Annotated in this window: 22 protein-coding genes; 1 reads left to right on the forward strand and 21 read right to left on the reverse strand. The window is 34.8% G+C overall.

Annotated elements, in window-relative coordinates; genetic code table 11:
* Positions 1–8: 8 nt before the first annotated feature.
* The 4 genes from KQI38_RS21300 to KQI38_RS21315 all read right to left on the reverse strand — a co-directional run bounded on the left by KQI38_RS21300 (position 9) and on the right by KQI38_RS21315 (position 3848).
* Positions 9–1055: an amidoligase family protein gene (locus KQI38_RS21300; RefSeq protein WP_338114499.1), complete on the reverse strand. Its 1047-nt coding sequence runs from the start codon at positions 1053–1055 to the stop codon at positions 9–11.
* Positions 1056–1067: 12 nt separating this feature from the next.
* Entirely contained in the window at positions 1068–1580 is a 513-nt protein-coding gene (locus tag KQI38_RS21305; RefSeq protein ID WP_216563064.1) for a hypothetical protein, read from the reverse strand.
* Positions 1580–3400 carry a VirB4 family type IV secretion system protein gene (locus KQI38_RS21310; RefSeq protein ID WP_216563065.1) on the reverse strand — a complete coding sequence of 607 codons (1821 nt, stop codon included), beginning with the start codon at positions 3398–3400 and terminating at the stop codon, positions 1580–1582. The genes KQI38_RS21305 and KQI38_RS21310 overlap by 1 nt, the downstream gene beginning before the upstream one ends.
* Positions 3401–3593: 193 nt before the next feature.
* Positions 3594–3848, reverse strand: a complete 255-nt coding sequence (locus tag KQI38_RS21315) for a hypothetical protein (RefSeq protein WP_216563066.1) — start codon at positions 3846–3848, stop codon at positions 3594–3596.
* A gap of 136 nt (positions 3849–3984) precedes the next feature.
* Between KQI38_RS21315 and KQI38_RS21320 the strand changes: the two genes are divergently transcribed.
* Complete coding sequence (locus KQI38_RS21320) at positions 3985–4713, forward strand: hypothetical protein (RefSeq protein ID WP_216563067.1); 729 nt, start codon at positions 3985–3987, stop codon at positions 4711–4713.
* Positions 4714–4890: 177 nt separating this feature from the next.
* On the opposite strand, the gene KQI38_RS21325 is transcribed toward KQI38_RS21320, so the two are convergent.
* The 17 genes from KQI38_RS21325 to KQI38_RS21405 form a co-directional block, all read right to left on the reverse strand.
* The gene (locus KQI38_RS21325; protein WP_216563068.1) at positions 4891–5478 is read right to left on the reverse strand and encodes a hypothetical protein; all 588 of its coding nucleotides are present in this window, start codon (positions 5476–5478) and stop codon (positions 4891–4893) included.
* A 2-nt stretch (positions 5479–5480) separates the two neighbouring features.
* The gene (locus KQI38_RS21330; RefSeq protein WP_216563069.1) at positions 5481–5738 is read right to left on the reverse strand and encodes a hypothetical protein; all 258 of its coding nucleotides are present in this window, start codon (positions 5736–5738) and stop codon (positions 5481–5483) included.
* Between the two features lie 107 nt (positions 5739–5845).
* Positions 5846–6139, reverse strand: coding sequence for a hypothetical protein (locus KQI38_RS21335; RefSeq protein WP_216563070.1), 294 nt, complete (start codon positions 6137–6139; stop codon positions 5846–5848).
* 66 nt (positions 6140–6205) lie between these two features.
* Positions 6206–6826, reverse strand: a complete 621-nt coding sequence (locus KQI38_RS21340) for a helix-turn-helix transcriptional regulator (protein WP_216563071.1) — start codon at positions 6824–6826, stop codon at positions 6206–6208.
* Positions 6827–6921: 95 nt separating this feature from the next.
* The gene (locus KQI38_RS21345) at positions 6922–8034 is read right to left on the reverse strand and encodes a DNA cytosine methyltransferase (RefSeq protein WP_216563072.1); all 1113 of its coding nucleotides are present in this window, start codon (positions 8032–8034) and stop codon (positions 6922–6924) included.
* Positions 7994–8665 (reverse strand): DNA cytosine methyltransferase, encoded by a 672-nt coding sequence (locus KQI38_RS21350; protein ID WP_216563073.1) that lies wholly within the window; start codon positions 8663–8665, stop codon positions 7994–7996. Before KQI38_RS21350 ends, KQI38_RS21345 begins: the two co-directional genes overlap by 41 nt.
* Positions 8665–9018 carry a DUF7768 domain-containing protein gene (locus KQI38_RS21355; protein ID WP_216563074.1) on the reverse strand — a complete coding sequence of 118 codons (354 nt, stop codon included), beginning with the start codon at positions 9016–9018 and terminating at the stop codon, positions 8665–8667. The genes KQI38_RS21350 and KQI38_RS21355 overlap by 1 nt, the downstream gene beginning before the upstream one ends.
* Before the next feature lie 20 nt (positions 9019–9038).
* The gene (locus KQI38_RS21360) at positions 9039–9941 is read right to left on the reverse strand and encodes a conjugal transfer protein TrbL family protein (protein ID WP_216563075.1); all 903 of its coding nucleotides are present in this window, start codon (positions 9939–9941) and stop codon (positions 9039–9041) included.
* A gap of 104 nt (positions 9942–10045) precedes the next feature.
* Entirely contained in the window at positions 10046–11164 is a 1119-nt protein-coding gene (locus tag KQI38_RS21365) for a PIN domain-containing protein (RefSeq protein WP_216563076.1), read from the reverse strand.
* A gap of 169 nt (positions 11165–11333) precedes the next feature.
* Complete coding sequence (locus KQI38_RS21370; protein WP_216563077.1) at positions 11334–11675, reverse strand: DUF3852 domain-containing protein; 342 nt, start codon at positions 11673–11675, stop codon at positions 11334–11336.
* Between the two features lie 28 nt (positions 11676–11703).
* Positions 11704–13395: a DUF8193 domain-containing protein gene (locus tag KQI38_RS21375; RefSeq protein WP_216563078.1), complete on the reverse strand. Its 1692-nt coding sequence runs from the start codon at positions 13393–13395 to the stop codon at positions 11704–11706.
* Positions 13396–13458: 63 nt separating this feature from the next.
* Positions 13459–14025, reverse strand: coding sequence for a DUF6550 family protein (locus tag KQI38_RS21380; protein ID WP_216563079.1), 567 nt, complete (start codon positions 14023–14025; stop codon positions 13459–13461).
* A gap of 95 nt (positions 14026–14120) precedes the next feature.
* Positions 14121–14666, reverse strand: a complete 546-nt coding sequence (locus KQI38_RS21385; RefSeq protein WP_216563080.1) for a hypothetical protein — start codon at positions 14664–14666, stop codon at positions 14121–14123.
* A gap of 8 nt (positions 14667–14674) precedes the next feature.
* Positions 14675–15070 carry a DUF4320 family protein gene (locus KQI38_RS21390; protein ID WP_216563081.1) on the reverse strand — a complete coding sequence of 132 codons (396 nt, stop codon included), beginning with the start codon at positions 15068–15070 and terminating at the stop codon, positions 14675–14677.
* An 11-nt stretch (positions 15071–15081) separates the two neighbouring features.
* On the reverse strand, positions 15082–15954 hold the full coding sequence (locus KQI38_RS21395; protein ID WP_216563082.1) for a hypothetical protein: 873 nt from the start codon (positions 15952–15954) through the stop codon (positions 15082–15084).
* A gap of 5 nt (positions 15955–15959) precedes the next feature.
* Entirely contained in the window at positions 15960–16889 is a 930-nt protein-coding gene (locus KQI38_RS21400) for a type II secretion system F family protein (RefSeq protein WP_216563083.1), read from the reverse strand.
* Positions 16886–18118, reverse strand: coding sequence for an ATPase, T2SS/T4P/T4SS family (locus KQI38_RS21405; RefSeq protein ID WP_216563084.1), 1233 nt, complete (start codon positions 18116–18118; stop codon positions 16886–16888). The genes KQI38_RS21400 and KQI38_RS21405 overlap by 4 nt, the downstream gene beginning before the upstream one ends.
* Positions 18119–18396: the final 278 nt, after the last annotated feature.

Here is an 18396-nt window from a genome sequence, read left to right on the forward strand (position 1 = left end):
TTGACCTCCTACTGATTCATAGACATAGTAAAAGCAGGAGATTCATCTTCCTCCTGCTCAGTTATTTCCATATTATTATTTTCAGTTTCCATAGTTTCTTCCTCTACTAAAAGTTCTTCCTCTCTCTTTTTTCTTAGCCTTTCTTTTTGTGCCTCTGCCTGCTCTGGTGATTTCCAAGCAATATTTCCTTCTAAATTATCTAAGAGATGCTTTCTTGCTGTCTTGAATTCATCTCCTATCATCCCTAAACGAAGAAGCCATACACGGAATGTATATTTCTCATTTTCAGATACGGTTTTTATTGGGCTTGCAGATCTCTGATTGTGAGCTTGGGCTGTTATTGCCATACAAAACTGTATATATGCCTTTAATTTTCCAGCATGTAAAGACCCATTAAAGGCTCGAAACTCTATTGTTCCTTTTTGGAAAACTGAATGTAGATTCAAACACCTATACCTGCTGTCATGGTAATGCTGATGGCTTCCATCCCTTCCCTTGTACCAAAGGCTTTGAATTCCACTTATTGTTTTTGGTTTCTGCTTATTCAGCTTTTCCAAGAAATCCTTATCAATTTTTTTGCAATATCGGTTCTCCCTCTCTGAATCTACCTTTAATGCTTTATATATCATATCTTCTTTTGCTGCTACAATATTCACAAGATTTCTAAGCTGATAAGCTTCAAATGGTGCCGCATTGATATGAATATGGATTCCACAGGACTTATTACTGAAGGCTCCAGCCTCTCTTAGCTTTCGTATCATCTCCTGCACCTTTTCTATATCTTCATACCTGCAGATGGGACTGACAAGCTCCACACTATATTCTCTGTCAGCTAATTGCTTTCTATTTCCCACCTTTTTCTGACACTTAATACTGCCATCACTTACAAGTTTCCACTTCCTATTCTCATTATCTATTACACTATAAGTGCCATAACCCCCTCCTTCATGATTAGCAGTAGAGCCAAGATATTCAGCAATTACTTCAGCAGCTCTCCTCCTTGTTATGCCTGTCATTTCAACTTCAATTCCAATCTTCTGCTCTCTTAAATCCACATATCCACCACCTTACCATTGTTTCTTCCCTTCGATGATGTCCTTAGCATTTTGAAATCCTGTATATTTAGAAACAGTTATAATATATTCTGTCAGTCTTTCATTCCTCCAAGCATCTATCAGCTGACCATGACATAGATCATGGAGTTCATTTATCTTTAATACAGTGCCTTCAATAATTCTAGATACTTGCGTGAAATCTCCATCAGAGAGCTTTAGTTGGTCAATATATTCATTAAGAATACTGTTGAACTCATCAATATGTCCTTCACCATATTGGTTATATGCAAGAAATGGATTTTTATATTCTTCACCATTGATACAGCACTTTATCTGATCCAATAATCTTGGTCGATTCTTCTTTTCTGCCTTTAGATATTGCTCCATAAAACAAAGCAAGTCATTATCTCTATCTGGAGTGTAGCTTATACACACCCTCAAATCATCCATAATGCCTTGCTTTCCTTTTCTATAAGATTCAATTTTCTCCTGCCTTTTTAACCACTTATCTTTTTCAATAATCATTATCTGCCGCCTGCCTTTCCAAATAATTTTTCTTTATATGCTGGAGCATGGACAGCCAAGTTATATCTTTCATTGCCGCATTTATATAGACAGACCCCTCTTTGAGGAAATTTAATCAGGTTATATTCTGACTCTTCAAGTTGTAGAGTATCCATATAGAAATGCTTATCAATGTTTCCTGCATTAAATAAAAAAGCATGTGCTGGGATAGAAAACAGCGGCTTTGTCAGCTCCCTAATCCCTTCAATATTGAAGTCCTCAAGGTTTTGACTGCTAAGTATTACCGCTGATTCTTTCTTTCGCACTCGCTTCATAAAATTACGTATATATTCTATTGCAGTAAGATTGGTAAGGAACAAATATAGCTCATCAATCCCTGCTGCAGTATTTCCTTCTGTAAGTAGTTTATCTGACATAAAGGATAATACATTAAATAATAATGCATTCTTTACATTTTTGCTGGCTTGTAATAACCCCTTTACACCAAACACAATAAATCTATTTGAAGTTATATTGGTGTGTCCATTGAAAAATTTGCTTTCCGCTCCTTGGCACATAGAGTGAAGTCCAAGTAGAATTTCCTGTAATAATTCCTCTGTATAAAGTTGATAGTTTCCCTTGTCATATCCCTTGTATTCTTCCTCTATCAAGGTATATAAATCTGATAAAATAGGATAATCAAATGATTCTAATTGACTGAAATTGGTACTGTCACTGATGTTCCATTTCTTATAAAGTTTGCCAAGCATAATTTCTATTACATCTATATGCCTATCATCAAAATCTTTATAGCATCGAAAGAAATCCTTTAAAAAGCTTATATGCTGGCTTAGTTTGGTGGCTTGTCTAAATGCTATAGGAGCATCTTTATCCTGTGGACTTCCTCCTTCATCCCAAGTCTTTGGTTCTAATGGATTTATCATATACTCTCCACTCATTAAATCCACAAAGCACCCACCTATATTTTCTGCTAGTTCTACATACTCATGCTCTGGATCAAGACATATGACATTCTTTCCTGATTCTAAGATATTGCATAATATTAGCTTTAATAAATAACTTTTCCCTTGTCCTGAATTTCCAAGGATTAGAATACAAGGATTAGTTTTATCATCATCTCGTTTGTCAAAATCCACAATAATATTTGAGCCAAATTTATCCCTGCCTAAATAAAATCCATTGCTATCGGTCTTTCCTGAATAGTTAAAGGGATAAAGATTGGCAACGGAAGATGCAGGAAGTACCCTTTCAAATTGGCTTCCAAATATATTCCTGCCCGTTGGACCAACACATAAAAAACCTTGCTGTTGCCTGAGCATAAGCCTATCTACATTTAATTTACTTCTTACTAGCTCAGTAAGCACATCTGTCTGTAGCAGTTTTAAACTATCATAATCACTTGCAATAAGTTCAATATATACTGCACAGTGAAGGAGCGGTTCTCTATTTCTATGCATTTCTGATACAAGGGTTACAACATCTTGAAGGTTACTCTCTGCTGTTACCGTCTGCTGTAAATCATTTGTATTTGCAGTATTCATCCTATTTTTATTAGCTGCATTATGAATGATTTTCTTCTCCTCATTTGGAGTTACCTGTCTTGTATAGATTCTAAGAGTTACTCCATCTTTTTCTCCAAGATGACGAAGAATTGCTTGTTCACTAGTACTTGTTGGATATTCTCTAAGTGCCCATACACATCTGTAGGTATTGCCACAGATAAAATGGTCTGTGTTAAATTTGATGATGGACGGTGCTATCATGTCTATAAAGGTTTTGATTTTTTCATTTTCTATGATTGGCGATTTCTTTTTTACCATACTATCTTCTTACCTCTCTTTCTTTTCCGCATTAAAAAAGCCCCACATATTAGCGCAAGGCTTCATCAAGATATAATTAATGTGCGTTATATAATATTTTTCTTAACTCAAAACAAGATTACAATTATTATCTCATCATAAATCATTTCGCCCTTGCACACTTCCTAACGAGATGAATGTTTCATACACAACTTTAAACAGTCTGTGAATAAAAAGCTCTTGGCTGAAAAGAAACTGCCACTTTCTTATTTTCTATTTCTATATCTGCTCCATATCCATTTGTGATCAAATCATGAACAACGAACGCTGTACCAATCGTGACTATCAAAGCAATCACCACCACATTATCTTTTGTAATATTGCTTTGTACTATGTTCTTCATGCCACCAGAGAAAACTTCATCTCCTGCTTTCATTATTTCATCTGTTTTTAGTATCATTTTCTTCATATCTTGTCTCCTTTTCTTTTTTTTTCTTTCTCTTGCAATTACTTTGAATCTCTAATATCATTATATTAGAATATGATGACCGCGAAAAGTTGACAATTTTATAAATTTGACCGCACTTTAGAAAGAGGTGAATCTAATGGCTCCAAATTATGTGCCCATTGATAAAAAATTCTTTATGCAAACTTTAAAGGAAAAAAAGAGTAGTATCCGAAAACTTGGAAGTAATGACAAAATTATAAACACTGAAAGAACCATCCGCAGGGCTTTAAATGCTGGGGAAATGAGTAGAGAACTGCTAAACAGTATTGCAAAAGAGCTTGATATATACCCAGCATTTCTTTCTGGTGAAATATATCTTTCCATATGTTCAATAAAAAATGATGTTATAAGAAATATTGCATTATCCTCACTGAGAATAAATAATTACCCTTATTTTATGAAAGAAAAAGATAAATATCAGATTAATGATTTTCTTAAAAATGTACTAATGCTCTATGATATTTCATTAATGCAATATGAGTATTTTCCATTTGAACGAAAGATTGAATTTCTACGTGCTCTAGATACTGCAATTATGCCTGTAATAAATCATTTCTTTATACAAGATGCCTACGGGAATGCTGGTCTACCCAACTTGCAACTCAATAGTATGCGTATTGATCAGTATGAAGAAGAACATTATATGAATATCTGGCTCCAGCAACGAAAGGAAAAGTTTATATCCCAACCTCCAAAATGGCATACCTCTAAGCAGATAGAGAAAATGTCCTTGTCGGAAATTCAGGCTCTTGATATGGAACTTCAAAGCGAAGATTTCATTCACGATGATAATGATCCATTTGCAGAGAAATATTTACATCGCTAGAAATAAATAGGCCTAAGCATCACTTTATGGTGCTTAGGCTGATACCTCTTTACAGAATTCCCTTATTACTTTCATTTAGGTAAAATATCAAACTAAAATTTTCAATCATTTCTGTTTCGCACATTAAATATTTTCTCTCTTATATACCTAATTTTTTAAAAAACTTTCTTGGTATTATCACTCTCCAAGCACAATCCATCTCTCCCCATCATAATCTTCATATTTCTCTGTTGTTATATTCTGCTCATAATATACTCCAAGGAGTCTCTTAATATCAGCATTATCTGCTCTTCTAGCTGCAAAGCCTTGATCTTTCAAACTCTTTTCTATTCTTGCAAGATAGGGAAAAACATTTGATTCCTTTTCATCTTTAAGCCTTAAAATAATTAAAAACTCACGGGCAGTTGCCATCTGTACCTGCATTCTATCAAGGTTAGTACTATCCTGCTGTAACAGTTTTCTTATAATAGGATTTTGCTCCATCTCGATTCTTTTTTTCAAATATTGCTTATTATCATCAAAGTTTTCCTTTGAATTAAGACATAACATCTCTATTTCAGCTATTCCTTTCAATACAGTCATAAGTGCATATATTCTAGCACTTACACTTTCATCCGATAATACTGAGATATTGGTTGGATGAATTATAAAATATACTAACTCTCCATATGGAGTTTTAAGGCTATAATCTGTAATTTCATCAATCCCAATAAGTTCTTTAGTAGACTGCTTTTGTCTTTCTTTTTGTTTCTGTTTTCTTCTCAATTTCATAACCTCCATTCATAGATTTGCTGCTTTATAAGAAAAAAGGCACAGGCATATCGAATAAAATTCAATATACTTGTGTCTTCAAATTTTATAGTTAAGAAAGCATATACTGCTGTTATTACAATTGGGGCCATAAACCCCAGCTGTGATAGTGCAAATACAGAAATAAGAAGACCGATTCCAATGATGCCAATGTCTCTTAGTTCCCATAGCCATAGAGTTGCCTTGGCTTTTAGATTATCTGGATACATATACACTGTTTAATCCTCCGTTTCCTCCTTAAATTCTCTAATAAAATAAGCAATCCCTTGTATAATATAATCTACACAAGAGATTGCTCTATAGTCTATACTCATATATTAAACTACCTACTCAGACTATTTTCATAACTTGATAGCCTTGGAAATTCCTTTCCATTCTTAAAAAGATAATACTTCCTCAAAGCATTAGAATAGTTACCACTTTTGTTATTCATGTTAGTATTAATTAGCAAAAGTGCATTATACATTTTTTCGTCATTATTTACTACTGAGTCCAAATTCTCACCAAGCATTTTTTCTACAGCTCTAGCTTTACTCATTCTAGATCTTACTGCCTTATCTTTGCTTGTTATAGTTATTTCTTTAGATAAAAATTCTTCAAATGCAGATTCTATCATTAGATTTCCCACCTCATTTACAAATTTTTATTTATATTTTATATTGTTTTGCTCAAATCAATAATTTTATAATATATAATCAGAACCTGTAACACCATATTTCCGTTTATTTTCCTCAACTAATATCTTACCATATTCTTGTATTAATCTACCTATAAATACTTCTAACTCAATTTTTTCTTCTGGCATATCCTCACATTCATACCAGTCCGCAAAAAGCTTTAATAATTCAATACCCGCGCTTGTAACTCCTCTTACAAGAGCTTTTTCAAATAGTTCATAGGCCTTATCTGTTTCAATCATTTCCACTGCTTTTATCCCATCTAAAAGCAATCTCTGCCCTTGTTCATGAACATCAATTTCCCTTAATTGAAGATATTCTTCAAATAAACAACTTGATGTTTTGCCTTCATTTACTTCTTTTATAAGTTTGTAAATGTTTTTTATATCGCTTTTAAGTTCGTCTCCTTCCTCCTGATAATTGGCTTTTTTATAAATTAGATCTTGTATTTTTACACCTAATACATCACTTATCTCATCTAATTTATACAGATCCGGCAAGCTCTCACCACTCTCCCACTTTGTAACTGCCTGCCTTGAAACACCACATAATTCCCCTAGTTTTTCTTGAGTAATGTTTTTTCTCTTTCTTATTTCCATCAGATTTTCTTTAAAATATATAGTCATAGATAATCCCTCCTTATCTTATGACTATATTCTATCCTGCAATTTATCAATATTCAACCAACTAAAAAGTTCATTTCGCTACTTTTAGTTGCATTTTAATCTTTTCTTTCTTCCCCATTAAACTTCTTCATAAAATAAACAATCCCTCGCATAATATAATCTACACAAGGAATTGCTACACTATTGCCTAATGCTTTATATCTTGCACTATCAGATGACTTTTTTATTTTAGTCCATCCATCAGGAAATCCTTGGAGTCTTTCACATTCCAATGGTGTTAATCTCCGTACAAGATTCTTTGTGGTTACAAGGTTTTCACTACCTCCTCCATTGTCTCCGCCTTCTTCCCGAAGTGTTGTACAGCCTTCCTTGTAATTAGCAAATTCAGATTGTCCAAACATCATCTTTTCATTATCCACAATACATTTATCTTGGCTCACATATTGGTTACCAATGCCTTTTTCATCGCTTCCACACAATGCTCCTACTGTATATTGATAAGTTTTAGATTCAGGATGGCAGATAGCATGTATATCACTTGTAGTAAGAGTATAGCTGATATTTTCTTGAAACCCACATCCATTTCCACCATTATGATCCTGTCTGTCTATGGTATTTCCTGCAATACAATAACTGTCTGAATTAATCGGTTTTGATACCAGTGGTACATTATTGCCGCCTGTTCCATAGGTTGCAGCTATTGTTGGTGCTACTTTAAGAGGACCATTGTATCTGCAGTCTTTACCGTGATTATCGAATAGAATAGGTTGATTGTTGCCACTTGTTCCTGCTGCTGATGTAATGGTTGGACAAAGATCAAGGCATATTTCTGCACCACTTTGCTGGGTTGCCATAACTATAGGCTGATTCCCTCCCATGCTGGCTCGTAGTGTAGAGGTGATATTCTCTGTTATATCCATTCGGTTACCACCCTGATCATTTAAACATAGCATAGATTCTGCAACAAAAGTCTGCATCTGCATATTTTGAGTTGCCATCAAGGCTCCTGAAATTCCATTTAAATCAATCCCTTCATTGCGTTGATTAATATGGTATGCCTTATATTCAGTAGTTATATTATCATTAGATTCTCGTTCTGCACCTTCCACTTCACCTTGAATTTCTAAAGCTATTCTTAGTTGTTTAGGAAGTTCCTTGCCTCTTACTTTAGCTCTCCTGAGTATCCCCAAACATGCTGTCTTGCTCAAATAGTATTTTGGGTGCGGTGTGTCCTCCAAAATCTGCGACAAGAAAGATTCTCTTACGTCTTTGGGGGACACCCCAGTATTGAGCATCGAGAACTCTCCAAGCAATAGTGAATTCATATCCCAATATGCACCCAGCAGATTTCCATATCCCTCCCGGAGGTCTAGGTATAGATATGGTGCTGTCTGCAATTCTTGCGGTTTCTTCAAGTACCGCTTTGAAGTCTTCTCCTCCTGCACTTGAGAATGCTCCAGGGACATTTTCCCAAACGAAGTATCGAGGTCTGATAAGGTGATTTGCCTTTCCTCTTCTTGCATCTGCATACCTCATTTCTTTTGTTATTCTTATTTGCTCCATAAATAAACCTGAACGTTCACCAGCTAGTCCTGCTCTTGTGCCTGCAACAGATAAGTCTTGACATGGTGAACCTCCTGTTATGATATCAACAGGAGGCAATTCTTCCCCTTTTAGTTTTGTAATATCTCCCACATGGAGCATTTCAGGAAATCTTATTTTAGTCACTTCAATGGGAAAGGACTCTATTTCACTTGCCCATACAGGAATAATTCCATTCTGGACAGCAGCAAGGGGAAATCCTCCTATCCCATCGAAAAGACTTCCCAATGTAATCATTAATACATCCCTAACTTTAAGAGTTCCTGTTCTTCTATTTCAAAATCAAGCTGTATAATTCTTTTTACAGGAATTCCTATCTTTCTAGCAAACTCAATCTCTTCAAACATTCCATGAGAAATATGTCCTCCAAATGCCCATAGTTCATCACATTTAGCTAAAAATTCTTTTCCGATATTAATTCCTAATCTTCTTTCTTCTGGATGATTATCATCTAAAACCTGAGGATAGAGAAGATGGGGACAAAAAAAGGCATTACCTTGGTTTAATACATATCGGCATGCCTCTTTAGCATATTCTATATTCTTTTTTATATCTCCCTTATATGGAGATGCAACATATATCAGTTTCATTAAATCCTCCTATTTCATCTTTATTTTGGTACTGCTTGTACTATAGTCTTTGTTGTATTAACAGCTGCCTGTGCTGTATAAACTGCGCTCATCATATTAGCACGAGTAGATGTATCTAGTCCAAATGCTCCAGCAATCCTTGGTACTTCCCCTGCTGATAACATTAATCCAAGTCCTAATAATGCATGATCTTTTACCACCATAAGCCCTGCAGTTAATATTGTCGCCTGAAGAAATGTAGTAAGGCACAATCCTATTATCTGCTTGCACCATTGGATAAAACCATCAATATAGCCACGGGGAACAGAAAACATATACAGACTTCCAACCGCTATCTGTATAAGTAAAATTCCACCTCTTTTTAGATTTGCAAAGAACACTTTAATAACTGCATATCCCATAAGAATAATAATGAAGAGTGCCATAAATGGACTTGTTATCATAGAAATCCCACCGAATATTCCTGAACCTCCAACATTTGTAATATCTCCTACATTATTTAACTGCCCAATAATAGATGTTGCCAGTTCACCGATTCCACTTCCATAACCAGTAATACCTGCTGTTAAACTTGCTTGTAAATTAACGGATAACTTATACAGTTCTATGGGTACTATATTAAAAAGACTTACTGCCATAAATCCTTTAATTGCATTTAAGGCTGCATCCTTAATACTCCCTCTCCCGTATTGGTATTCAATCCCCGTTTCAAAGCAGGACACCACAAGTCCTGTTCCATAGAGTGACCACGCAAGATAAGAAAAGAACAGAACTATTGACTGAACCCAGCTCATATCGAAGAGTTCTACACCCATATTTCCCATCTGAGCAAAGAAGTCAGCTAGAAAACCTACAAGCTGACCATAAAACCAATCTATAATTTGATCCATTACATCCCCTAAGAGAAAATCCCAAATAAACATGTCACTTCACCCACTTTCAAAAAACAAAAAGACACATAGTATTTATCTATGTGCCAGTATAATTATCTTAACAAAATTCGCTATTTTTTAATACTTTATCAAATTTACTGCATTTTTTTCCAATCATGCCCTTCTACTATTTCTTCATCCATTTCTTCATGAACCCTTAAGTATTCTTGCAAGCTATCTCTAATTAGGAACAAATCACTTAATTTTGATGAATATAAATTTATTTCAAATCTCCCATTTAACCAGCGATATAATTTTGATTCACTTCTATCATCCCAAGATCTCATATTCCTACATCTTAATAATATATTTTCTATTTCTTTCAACACTCTTTTTCGTATATCTATTATCTCTTTAGGCAAATCTTGTAATTTGCTTTCAAATAACTTATTAATCATTAGATTAATATCTTCCTCAATATAAGCATATTCTTCTATAGCTTCATCATTATCAAAATCCCAATCTGGATATTTCTTCTCAAATTCACTCCATTTGGTTTCTATCTCTCCATTTGAAAGTTCAACTTCAAAATTAGCATTTATATGTTTATAGAGTTGCTTCAAATTATATAATCCATATACTTTACAGCTATGGATTTGAAATTTTTCTTTTAAAATGCTAAAACCTGCTATATCTCCTTTAATAAAGAAGTCTTTTTTGTCTCCAGTAATAAAAAACAGTAAGTCATCACTATTCATTTCTTGCTGTTTAAAGTAACAATTAATACTTTCTATTATTAATGCATCGTTCAATTGACTATCAGTAATTAATCCAGCGATTTTCTTTTTATATGTTTTACAAATCATATCAGGAGTTAATTCTACATGTTGAATATATTCATTATCAAAAAAACTCATTAATTTATCATATTCTTCCTTCCAATAACAAACCTTATCATCTTGTTCGCTTTCAATTAAATTTATAACCTTCTTTTTTACTTCCCTTATTTCACTCCATGAACTTTCAGAATATTTATCAATATAACCAATTAATTTAGAATACTCCCTTTTGTAGTCCTCCTCAACTTTACTATTAGATTTTTGGAGTTCTAGTTTTACAACCTCTGGAATTAATAATGTTACAACGCCTTCTTTACATAGAAGATTTAGCTCCTCTAGTTCACTAGGTATATCCTTTTCTTCTGCATTATCGTTAGCTAACACTTCTGTAAGTAAATTAACATATACATTGGTATCTATAGATACATATATCATTAAATCACCTCTTTCCTATTTTTTCGATCTCAATTTAAATGAAATATCTGTTCATTAAAACAATATAATACTTGTTTATTTTAATTATAGTCTAAAACTGGAATCTAAGTTTAAATAATTATACCAAGTCGGCAATATTAAGACAACTTGGTATAATTATTATATTTCCTTACATCCCAAGTATCCTCCAAATATATGCTGGTGCAGTTAGGGTAAATACTAAACACGCAAATAAAATAGCTGGTGCCGCCCATTCAAATTGTCCATGCTTTCTATAATCAAAATAAGCAGTACCAAGCTTTGCAAAGAAAAATACTGCTAAAATGAGGTCTATTGCAGGAAATACAACTTTATTTACAACTGTTTTTATCTGTCCTGATGCATCGCTCCATGTTCCCTCAATTGCTCCCGCTACATCACCTGTCCCTGAAGCTAATGCTGTAGTGCTTAATGTCAATATTGATATAAGTAGTAAGCACATAATCAATACTATCTTCCTATTTATATTCATAAAAACCACCTTTCTTTTTCTGTTTGATTTAGGGTTTTAAGGGTGCTATATGCCAGTCCTGCCATAGGTTCCCCCTTATTTTAAGTGAATCTGTAAGATTCATAGAAAGCATTCCAACAGGTGTCCATGCATCTATAAGCCAAGTATTCACTATATATGCTCCATCTGGCATCCATATAGGAGTAAAATGTGTACGATTCTTATAAGTGGAATAATTATTTTTCTTAAACTCAAACCTAGCATTTGAACCACCTGAAACACGTTCTAATAATCTCCAATAGGTTTCATATTGGAATTCTGGAAAATAGGAAACAGCATTCTGTGGGTAGGTTACTGCTGAACTTTGATTAGTGCTCACATTTCCAGTAACAATTTGATTGATTCCATATCCACTTTTAAATGTACTTCCATTTGCAGTAGGGTTTTTACTATCGTTTATAATTACCATATCAGCGGAAAGTCTGGCTGTGTATTGTTCAAGGTCAAATTCCCACCATCCATGATCGCACCAATAACCTGAGTCTTCACCCGTACTATGCCATACCCAATATTCCTGCCACCAAGGCCTCCATATACTCCAATTAGCTGCTGTTTTCTCTTCTCTATTCGGAACAGAATAGTAAGAAAAAGAGTCATTTCTATCATCAGCTACTGGATTTGGCGGGGGATTTTTATCTAAGTCAACTATCTTAATATTGATGGTAGAATTTACTGTACTGCCCGGTCCACTCACTACTACATCAATTACCATATCTTGCTCTGTATCAGGTGTTGTCCACTTGATCCATGCAAGCTGTGAGTCTCCATCTGGATAATATATATTTCCAACATTATAGGTTCTTCCATCAATAATAAAACTTACACGAGTCGGTCTATCAGGATCTGACTGTCCTCCGCTAACCATAACTGAAGTGATTACTTCTGTATTTACTCTATATTCATAATCATATGCACTTACAATTGGTGGCTCAGGTTGTTCTGTAAACCTTACAATACCAAGTCCAAGAGAAGATTTTATATCTGCATTGGATGCTGCTTTTGTAGTGCTTCCCTTCCATGCAGGATATCCCAAATCACCCACTTCAAGAAACATGGCAAGTGGTAAGTTTTTATGGGACAAAGATGTCATCTTAGTTCTAAGCAGTCCGTTTACTTGTTCATCATACATAGCTGCTTCCGTTGCAGTTGTAGCAATCATAACACCTTGAAATGTGTAATATGCCATTGGCTCTAAGAGCATTTTATAATCTCCGCCAATTAGAATATCGAAATCCATACCCGTGATTGATGCTATTGACCTTATTACTTGTTCATCTGTAAAATAACTTTTTATAGCTGCAATATTGTTACTACCATTGGTACTTACAATTCTTGGCATGCTTTGAGATGGATTAACATAAGAATATGCACCTTGTATAGGGGTCAAACCTCTCCCACTGTTATATTGAAGTTTAGACACTTTACCAAAATGAAACATAGTAGATGGTGGTTGCTTATTAGTTAGATCGATAGGGGTAGTTACTACCGAGTAATCACTTGCACGAACTACAGTTACACGAACACTGTCATATCCAGGAGACCATTTATCGGTACTAGTTCCATCTCCCATTCCACCACCGCCTGAGTCTATATTCCCATCTCCAACTGCAAATACAACAACGGGAAATATTATGCTAATTATCATTATCAGCGTTATTAATATCTTAATTTTTCTTTTCATTTTCTCTCCTTTCTGCAAAGAAAAAACACTACATCTCTGTAGTGTTTAACATGCTATTCTTATTTAATTCATATCGCCTATCTTATTTCCATTCTCATACATATCTTCAGCTGTAGCACCTTGGTTTTCCCCACTATTTTCTATCCACCCAAATCCAGGCAAGTAGGTCTGCCCTTTATTATTGGTGTCTCCACCTTGTGGCTCATCATCCTTTTTTGGTGCTTCTGCTGGTTTCTCTACTTTATTATGATCCACAGGTTCTGGTGGTGTTTCCACTTTCTCACCATTAGGTTTCTGAGTGGGATCTTCAAGCTGTTCCTTTGTAGGTTCTTTTGGTTTTTCTGGATCTCCTTGAATGGTTTGCTCAGTTCCAGTATCTATTGCTCCATTATCTTTTGTTTCTGTATCAGTAATCTCAATTTCTGGTACTATAATTTCATCTTCTTTTTCTGTAATTTCAGGTGTATCTAATATAATATCTATAGAATCTTCACTTTGAATTGGTAATTCTGCTTCTGCTATAGGTTCTTTTCTAAACTGGCCACTTATTAAAACTATAAGTATTATACTGATTATTAATCCAACAGAGACTATTAGTCTCCTTTTAACTTTATCATTTATATTTTTCATAGGATTTTGCCTCCTTTTTAAATCTAAATATATATTCCTTATAAGCCACACCCTACCACAAGATTTTCTAAAAGTCTATTTATTTTTTAAACTTCTTAAAATTTAGGAGTATAGCCTGCACTTGTCTTTATTTTCATCCTCATACTTGGCAGAAGTCTTCCCCCAAAGGATACGGGTACTTCAAGCATTATACTGCTGTCTGCCTCAAATCTTGAATCTGCTCTATCCCCTGAAGCTAATGGAGCATTCCTTATATCTACATCTAAATTCCATAATTGAAACTCCATCTTTCCATCTGATGTAGTTTTTCTATGATATCCGCCGCTTTGTCTTAAGCCAAGAATTGCATCCAGTCTATTATAGATATCCCCATAATCTAGAGATTCTTCAAAGTCATCTGCCATAGGCTGATATCCTCCTGAATAGCCTTCACGAACTCCATGATAAACATCATCATAGTTATCATTTACAGTAGAAATTACTGCATCTTGAACAGCATCACGTACACCTTGGGCAATGATCATCAGCCTAAAATATTCAGATATTCCTGTGAAAATCATTACGAGACACAAAGTCACTGCAACAATTAACGGGAAAGAACTACCTTTTTTATCGGTTAATATTCTTTTAAGTTTATACAAGATTTCACCTACTTCCAATATACTTCTGATTTCCCAGCAGCATCAGCTCTTAGGGTAACAGGAAAGGAGCCAAATCCACCGAATAAACCGATATTAGTTTCAAAAGTGACGGTGACAGTTATCTCTTCATTTAATTGAATTCTTCCTGACTTCGACCATGTAACCGTTGGTGTAATACCTGTTTTTTCTCGAAGCAAAAGTTCCCTATTTGTAGTTTCCGTTCCAACCCTACCTGCAATTTCTGCTTCTCTCATAAGTTCAGTAGCAAAGGTATCTACCTGTTGTTTTATAATATAAGCTGGGAATACTCTAACTGCAAGAGCAATAACAAGCATGGCACAAAGAACCAGTACTGCCACATCTATATATCCCTCTCCTTGCTTGGATCTTAAAATCTTTAACACATAGACACCCCCTAAAACATTCCACTAAGGGAACGTATAATTTCATAGATAATAATAGCCATATAGGTCATTAAGAAACACATCAGCATTACAAAAGAAAACACTCGAATATTAGGAGGTATTTTCATAGCTTGTGCCTTTAATCTTTGAAGTTCAAGCTGTTTCATATCATGGGAGAGCATTTGAAAATACATAGTTCCATCATCTCCACGTAAAACCCCGATTAATCCCCTTGTAATATCCGACAGCATAGGTGAGTTGATTCTTGCCTCAAATCTTGTAAGTGCTGCCTCATAGGACGAAGAGCGCATATCTGCAGTTAAGATATCCAGTTCATCTGTGAAATCTTCACCAGCATTTTTCTTGAAGTTTTCTAAAATGGACAATACATCTCTGCTTGCCTTTAACTCCTGAGTAATGGTTGCTACAAATCTTGGCAGCTCTCTTTCTATTTTATCTCTTTTTTCTTTTAGTTCTTCATCTGCTTTCCCTATCTCTTTAAAATATACAAGGATACTTAAGAATACAATAACTGGTGCTAAAAGCGGTAATATTATTAAGGAGGGAACTACCCCCAATGCAATTAAGCCTGATTTGATTATGGCAGATGCCATATATTCTTCTGGTGTCATATTTATACCAGATGCATTCAGTGTATTTTTCATCCTATTTCTTTTATACTCATCAATAGGGATGTATTTAGAAAGCTTTACTGCCCATCCTTGAATCATTATATCTATATTTTTTATCTTTTCGCTTCCCTGCTTTCCTGCAGATTGCATTGCCCTTTGTGCAGCCAGACTTGGGAGCTTTAAAACATCAGCTATTATAAAGAACAATCCCAGAGCTAGGAGTATCCCAAAGATAATAATTAAAAATGTCATCTTTTCTACCTCCTATACTCTATTGGCTGAGTTAATTTAATTACAAAAGCTGTAGATATAAAAATGGCTGCAATGCAAACGGATATAATTATCTGCCCCATGACTGTATGCATCAGTGTATGATACCAATCCTTATTGAGAAAATACAAAAGAGGAATATTTCCAATAACCAGTATCTGCATAGTAATAAATTCTTTTCTTGGTTCAAACACCATATTTTCGAGTTCTCCATTCACTACTCGCATATCAGACAATTTGCTTACAATGGGAGTTAGTGTTGTCTTTAAACTTCTGTCAAACTGACAAGCAATCAAAGCATCACACCACTCATGAAAGACTGCATTGTCAATTCTTCCTTTCATCTCTTGTAAAGATGATATAATATCTGGATTTATAAGCTTTATTCTAGATACAAACTCCCTGAATACAGATAGTACAGGAGGATTTAAATAATTCATATTTTCTTCTACAGCAGTTAATATATCCTCATTTCTTAGATATGCTGTTGTGATAATACTAAGAGCTGTTTCAAGTTCAGTTGATATAGCCTTTTTAAAGTGAGTCTGTGTGATACGAACATACCAAAATGGTATAAGCATAAAACCTATTGCCATTACTGGAACTAAAAACATATTTCCAAGAATAATGGCAATAGATACTCCTATGGCAAAGAGCAAAAGGGATAAGGCGCAAAGCATAGGAAACTTACTCTCTCTTCCAGTTACTCTTAAAATCTCCTGAACTTCAGCAATTTCACGTCTGAAAAAAGATAATTTTTTTCGTTTAGTAGTTTCATTAATCTCATCTTTAATGCTCTTAGGCTTGCTCAGTAACCCTTTAAAGATACTATCCGTAAACTCCATTGGGGAGATATTAAACAATATAAAAAAACCTGCAATCATTCCAATACAGGCCATTAACAAGATGGTACTCATAGACTTTGTACCTCCTTCTTTTTAAGTTTTTCTATAGTACTGATTGGCATTCCATTTTCTAAAAATCTCTTTGATAGGCTCTCTGATATGCTGTTAACCTGTTCATGATAGCCCTTAATTATAAACTCTCCATCTTCCATTCTATTTTCAGTAATGATGTACTGAAATAGCGGTCTATAATTTCTGCTCCCATCAGACAATATTTCACATTCCATAATCTCCATCAATTTTCTTTCTTTATTTTCAAGCTGCTTACAAAATACAACTATAGGATAGGCCTCGGTTACATAAGACATAAGCGTTTCATCTGTCATGTCAACTGCTCTTTTACAAAGGGATACCATCCTTCTATATGTTGCCTCACAGGAATTTGAATGTATAGTAGTAAGAACAGCTACCCCTGTCCTTGCTGCTTCCTGAGCTGCATTGGCTTCTGCTCCACGCATCTCTCCCACAACAATAATATCCGGATTAAATCTAAGGGACATATCAAGCAGTGTAATTTGGTCTATTCTTTGTCTTTCATTTTCGCTGTCACGAGTAATGGTATGGACAACAGAGTTAGTTACTCTTCCATCCTTTTCACGAACCAAGGCAAGCTCACGGGATCCATTCTCAATGGTAAATATTCGCTTATTATCAGGAATGGTAGTCAGCAGCCATCCAGCTATGGTTGTTTTGCCTGAGCTTGTTGCACCTGCCACACAGACAGAAATTCCATAACGGATACATTCTGATAGAAAATCTAGCATAGGATCTGTTGCAGTTCCCCCATTTATAAAGTCCTCTTTCTTCATATTATGTGGATTTACAATACGAATAGATGCCGCTATACCCACATCTTCATCCACTAATGGAGTCTTTAATACTGCAATACGAATATTTTTGGATAGATGCCCAAGAACAGCAGGACTTGCATTATCAAGTACCATGCCTGATATATGGAGCATCCTCCTTATGACATTAATGGCATGTTCAGGTGAATCAAAGTGTTCCTCCAATTTCTCGCATCTGCCATCGGAATATTGTATCTCAATATCCTTCCATGAATTAATATCTATTTCCTCAATTCCTTTCCCAAAGATATATTTTGTTAAGAATCCGAACTCAGCCATTTCACTGTAGAGGGCATCAATAAGTTCTTCGCTGTTCATTCCTTTTACAGAAATCCTGCCATCTTGTATATATTTAGATATATATCTTTTTAAATGTTCCTTAGAGTCCTTCACAGTTCCATCAGTAATAAGAATAGAGTAATTACTTGAAATATATTCCTGAACATCTTTTAGAACTGTAAAAAAATCTCTTCCTTCTGATTCAGGAGTAAAAAATCATGACCACCCGTAAAACGGGTGGTTTGCTCTAGCCCTATAAGGGCATGGTACTTGCTGTGTCTCAAGACACATTGAAAGGTCTGCCAACCGCTTTATTTTCTCAAGCAACCCCTAAAGGGGTTCTTCTTATATTTAGTTTTTTATTTTTTCCCCAGTAAAAGGGTCTACAAATT

Origin of the sequence: Tissierella carlieri (assembly GCF_018917285.1) — a bacterium.
Lineage (GTDB): Bacteria > Bacillota > Clostridia > Tissierellales > Tissierellaceae > Tissierella > Tissierella carlieri.